General features: G+C 31.6%; 2 protein-coding genes. Both read right to left on the reverse strand.

The window, feature by feature from the left end:
- Window positions 1–5,712: non-ribosomal peptide synthetase (locus DM397_RS00730; RefSeq protein ID WP_162615446.1), on the reverse strand; the 5,712-nt coding region annotated here is incomplete at its 3' end.
- Window positions 5,713–5,733: 21 nt separating this feature from the next.
- Window positions 5,734–6,235, reverse strand: a 502-nt coding sequence (locus tag DM397_RS00735; protein ID WP_239457759.1) for a phosphopantetheine-binding protein, incomplete at its 5' end; no start/stop codon positions are given.

The raw sequence follows: 6,235 nt of genomic DNA on the forward strand, positions 1-6,235 counted from the left end.
AACTCCTTTTAGGGTAACCGCTCCGGGCATATTATACGCCAGCGAACCGCCTTCCAGCTGGCTCATTATCCATAATCGCCTTTGAGAAGCTGTTAAGGGATAAGACTCGCTTTCAGGTGCCTTCGGGATTGCGATATATTCGCTATCCTGTAGTCCCTTACTCAATCCTTCAATGGTTGGATTTGCAAAAAACAATTTAATAGTGATCGTTTTTCCAAACTGTTTATGGATTCTGTTCACTACCTGAGCTACTGATAAACTGTGTCCGCCTAATTCAAAAAAGTTATCTGTTACTCCGACTTTTTCAATTCCAAGTACTTCCTGCCATATGGCAACAAGCTCTTCTTCTTTCTTATTTTTTGGTAGTACATATTCTCCTCTTATTAGATCTTCTCCTTCTACACCCGGCAAAGCTTTTCTATCCACTTTACCGCTCGAAGTCTTAGGTATAGCATCCAGCAAAACATAAAATCCAGGTACCATATATTCTGGAAGTTTTCCTTGAAGATAAGTACGTAATTCTGATTTGCTTATTGTTTTTCCTTTTTCTGGCAAATAATAAGCAACTAGTGCTTTTTCGTTATTGAGTTCTTTGACCAAAGTCACTGACTGCTGTATGTCACCGTACAACATTATAGCATTTTCAATTTCACCCAGTTCAATTCTATTCCCTCGGATTTTCACCTGATTGTCCACTCTTCCCATATATCGAATACTACCATCTGGCAGCCATTCTGCAATATCTCCCGTACGATAAACCATATGATTTTCTCTAAAAGGATCGGCTATAAAACGATCTTTTGTAAGTTCTGGAAGATTCAAATAGCCTCTTGCCACCTGAATTCCGGAAATTAACAATTCTCCGGGTACACCAACCGGTAGCAATTCGAGTGAATTGTTGACAATATAAATACTTGTATTTGCAATGGGCTTGCCTATGCTTACACCTTGTTCAAGCACATTAATTTCAGTCAAATTAATGGCAGTTACCTCAATAGTAGCTTCGGTTGGGCCGTAAAAATTGTGTAGTTGCGCTCTTTTGAATTTTTCTTTACAATCGTGGGCCATAATTGCGGGCAATTCTTCGCCACCACTGATAATATGCTCGATAGAACTGCATTTTTCGGCATCAACATCTAACAGAAAAGCGCCTAACATTGAAGGCACAAAATGAACTATTGACACCTTTTTTTCATTAATTATTTCTTGAAGATAATCGACATCTTTATGTCCTTCGGGCCTTGCTATAACAAGCGAACTTCCTGTTAAAAAAGGTAAAATCAACTCCCAAACCGAAATATCAAAAGTGTAAGGTGTTTTTTGAAGAAAGACTTCTTTTTCACCAACATTCAAATACAACTGCATCCACAATAACCTATTATACAATGCCGCATGATGGATCAGAACTCCTTTTGGATTACCAGTAGAGCCTGAAGTATACATACAATAAGCCAAGCTGTCAACTAAATTGCTTAATTGAAGCGATGTTTTATCGTAAGATTCTTTGACACTCCTAAATTTTTCAAATTCATTTTCATCAATACAAACTTTCAAACTGGCATCAATAGTAATAAAATCTATTCTTTCCTGGGGAAAATTCACATCCAACGGAACATACGCCCCACCCGATTTCAAGATTCCTAAAATAGAAATAACCATTCTCTCACTTCTATTTAGTTTGATCCCAATAAAATCATTAGGCTCGATGGCATAATTTTCTTTTAAATAATGAGCTAATTGATTGGATTGCTCATTTAGCTCTTGATACGTTAATTGCGTCCCTTCAAATATTACAGCAACATTATTTGGCGTTTTTTCAACCTGTTCTTCAAATAAATCTATAACCGTTTTATTTACAGGATAATCCACTTTTGTGTTGTTGAATCCGAATATCGTGGCTTTAATTTGTTCAATTTCATTTTTAGAGATTAAAGAAATCTCTTCCATTTTTAATTCATTATTATCAACACATTGTTGCATAATATTGAGAATAAAATGGTGATATTTAACAATTGTTTCTTTTGCAAATAAATCTGTATTATACTCCAATTCATAAAATAACTCAGTTTCCAAGTCAATAAATCTAAAAAGTAAGTCAAATTGGGCACTTGAATAATTGTTTAACTCAAAATTTTGAAAATTTAAATTATCATTATAGCTTTTTAATTCATCTAAAATATTTATATTCAAATAGTTTTGAACTGTAAAAGCAATATCAAATAATGGGGAACGACTATAATTTTTTTGCAAATGCAATTTTTCAACCAACAATTCAAAGGGATAATCCTGATGCTTGTATGCCAATTTAAAATTATTCGAAGTTTCTTTTAGCAAATCTTTAAAAGATGCTTTTACATCAAGTCTAGATCTTACAGCCAATGTATTTAAATAAAGACCTATTTGATTTTCTAATTGTGTAAGATTCCTGTTCGTGATTGGCAATCCTAAAGTTATATCCGTTTCTCCTGATAATAGAGATACAAATGAATTTAAAATTGTTCCAAAAAACATTGCCAGAGTGATTCCTTCTTTTTTTACAAGTTCTTTTATCGAATTTGTTAATGCCTCTGGAATTATAAACGCATTAATATCTCCGTTGTATGTTTTTACATTTGGTCTGCCCTTTTGGAACTGCAAACTTAAATCTTGAGTTTTTTCTATAAACTGACTCAACCAAAATGATTCACTTTCTTTAAAAGAAATATCTTTAGATTTTTCTAATTGCCAAGAAGTGTAATCTTTATAATGAATTTCTAATGGTTCAAACAAAAATTCTTCTTTAGAGCATAGCGCATTATAGATATGAAAGAATTCCTTTTGAAAAATGGTAAGTGACCAACCATCACAAATTAAATGGTGTAATGTAATATTGAAAATATATTTGTCTTCATGAATTTTAACTAAGGTTGCACGAGTTAACAAACCATTATCATCCAGGTCAAAAGGAAACTCTACCAAATTTAATATATAAGCATTTAGTGCTTCTTCAGATAGATTTTCTTTTATCTCATATTTTATACCTGTTTCTGTAATATCATCAAATGGGTAGATTTTTTGTTTTAATTCATCTGCTGCCAAAACAAATGAAGTTCTTAAAGATTCATGTCTTTGAATAAGTATTTCATAAGCTTTATTCAAATTAAAATAATCTAACTCTCCTTCAATTATAATAGACATTGCAACATTAAGACTAGAAGCATTGTCAGACATTTTGGCTTGTAACCAAAGCCTTTTTTGAGCAAAAGAGACATCATAAAGGTCTTGTGGTTGCACCTTTTTAATTTCTTCTTGTTTTACCGGTAAGCTATTATTATTCTTTATTTTCAATTCTATGAAGTCTGCCATCTCGTGAGGCGAACCATTTTCAAATAAAATATCAATATTTAAGTCTAATGAAAAGTGTTTATTAATCTTATTTATTAATTGTAATCCATTTAAAGAATGACCTCCAAAATCAAAGAAATCATCATCCTTTTGCATTTCAGTTTTTAAAATTTCACTCCACATTTTTTCCAATTGCTCTACAATTGAAAAGCCCTCATAATTTACTAAACTTATATTTTTTTCTGATCTTACGACTTTAGGATTGTACGGATTATCTGTAGTTCTTATCCAACATCTTTTTTCTTCAAAACAATAAGATGGCAGTTCAACTTTACAAAAATTTCCTTTCTGATAATAATCACTTGGATCAACATTAGAATTAAAATTAAGCAATGTTACTAGATTATTATTTAAAGACAAGCCGTATCCAATAGCATTATAATATAAATTATTATTAGTTAATCTCTTAAAGACATTCGCTAATTTTCCTTCATAACCTATAACTATTATTTTTAGTCCATTTGAATACTTATTTACTAATTTTTTTGCACGCGCTTCTAATTCTTCATTACTGTTTTTGGTGTCTGGCAAAACACTGTCTATACTTTTCAAAGCTTCGTCAAATGATATTTCATTTTTCAATACTTTAAACAAAATTTTTCCAATTCCAATTCCAATCATCTCTTTAATACAAACTCCCGATTTTAAAAGAGACTGATAACTAAAATATTGAACAAACAAGGATTTTTGTGCATCACTTAATAAGAGAGTCCTATAACTAGAATAATAAGGTATGGCCTCCAATATTTCATCACTTATAGCTATTTGATCATCAAATATTGATATATTTTCATTAAAATCTTCAATACTGCTATCTACTATCTGGTCACTTGTAGTGTCATTAAGAATTTCTAATAAATGCTTTTTACTTTTAGCAGTCACTAAATATCTATACTGATATAGTTCTCTACAAGTATTTAATGTAAATGAAATATTATGCAAACTATCTTCAGTATCGCTCAAATAATTTTTAAACGACATCAAATATTTACTTAAACTCGTTTTACTTTTGGCACTAAAGCACAAAACATATTGATCGTAGACAGTCTCAAGAACAGAAGAATTTTCTTTTTCATATGATTCTAAAATTAAATGCGCATTAGTTCCCATTAAGCCAAAAGAACTAACACCTGCTCTTTTTTTATTTGCTCTTTTTACGTCATTCCAACTAATGGGTTTCGTTACTACTGACACTTTAGCTTTTTCAAAGTCTATAAAAGAATTTAGTGGAAGTGCATTAATCGACGGATATATAATATTGTTTTTGAATGAAAGTAATACCTTAATTACTCCTACAATTCCTGCTGCACTATCTGTATGTCCAATATTCGACTTTACTGCAGAGACATACACTTTTTCATTGTATTCAAGACTAGGGCTAAAAACTTGCGATATTCCTTCAACTTCAATTGGATCGCCTAACTTTGTTCCCGTTCCATGAGCCTCAATAAGTGTAATATCTTTGGGAACAAGACCTGCTTTTTTCAATGCCTTATTGATCACATTTGCCTGACCATCACTACTTGGTGCCATTATACTTGCTGATTGACCACCATCTTGATTTAAACCAAATCCTTTTATAACACCATAAATCACATCTCCATCAGCTTCGGCTTGTTCAAGAGATTTAAGTAAAACACATGTTACAGTTTCTCCTCCCATTGTTCCTTCGGCATTTTCGGAAAACGGATTACAACTTTCATTTTTAGCTTCAACTCCAAGAAGTATTTCAGTATCTTTTAGAGTAGGAACAACATTTATATTTACACCACATACTAATGCTAAACCTGTTTCTTCTAATATTATATCTTTGCAAGCAAGAGTTATGGCTGTTAAAGATGATGAACATGTAGTATCTACATTTATAGCTGCTCCTCTCAGATCAAAAAACCTGGATACTCTGCTAGCAAGCATTGCGTTAATATTTCCTGCTATTAAAGTTGGAGTTGACTCTTCTGCTAATAAGAAATAATTTGTCTTGGCATTTGCTACATATACAGATGTATCTGAACCTTTTAAGTCTTTTAGTCTATAACCCGCATTTTCAAAAGTTTTATAGGCTTCCTGAAGTAATAATCTTTGATGAGGACTCATCTCTTCGGCTTCTCCTAAAGAAATATTAAAAAATTTATAATCAAAAAAAGTAATTTCTTCTAAATATCCCGCTTTATAGTAATCAATTTCATCAGATATTGATGTATTAAACAATCTTTTCTTTGAAATTTCATTGATAGAGCATTTCCCTTTTAATAAATTTTCTGCAAAATCATTTACAGAATTTGCGTCAGGAAAAATACCCGAAAAGCCAATAATTGCAATATCTTTCATGTGCACTCTTTTTATATTTTTTTAAAAATCAATTTCTATAATTTCTTCTTCTTTTGTATACTCTGGTGAGTATTGATCTATGTGTTGCGCTTGCAATCGAATTGTTCTCAAAGAGAACAAATGAGTAACATTAATATCCTGTGAGATATTTTTCTTAATAAGTTCATAAAGCTTTACAATTTTTAAACTATTCCCTCCCAACTCAAAAAAATCATCTGTAATTCCAACTTTTTCTACTCCCAATATTTCTTGCCAAATGGTTGCCAATTTCTCTTCTGTCAGATTTGTTGATGCTACATATTCTTTTCTTATAATATCATCGCCAGTAATACTTGGAAGGGCTCTTCTATCTATTTTCCCATTTGGGGCTAATGGTAGTTTTTCTAATGCCACATAAAAACTCGGAATCATATATTCCGGCAGTTTTTCTTGTAGAAAACTTCTTAATGCTGATTTGTCAATGCTTTCTGAAGCTGTAAAATAAGTAATGAGGACTTTCTCTTGGTTGTTTTCTTTTACTTCA

This window comes from Flavobacterium nitrogenifigens (assembly GCF_003254565.1).
Lineage (GTDB): Bacteria > Bacteroidota > Bacteroidia > Flavobacteriales > Flavobacteriaceae > Flavobacterium > Flavobacterium nitrogenifigens.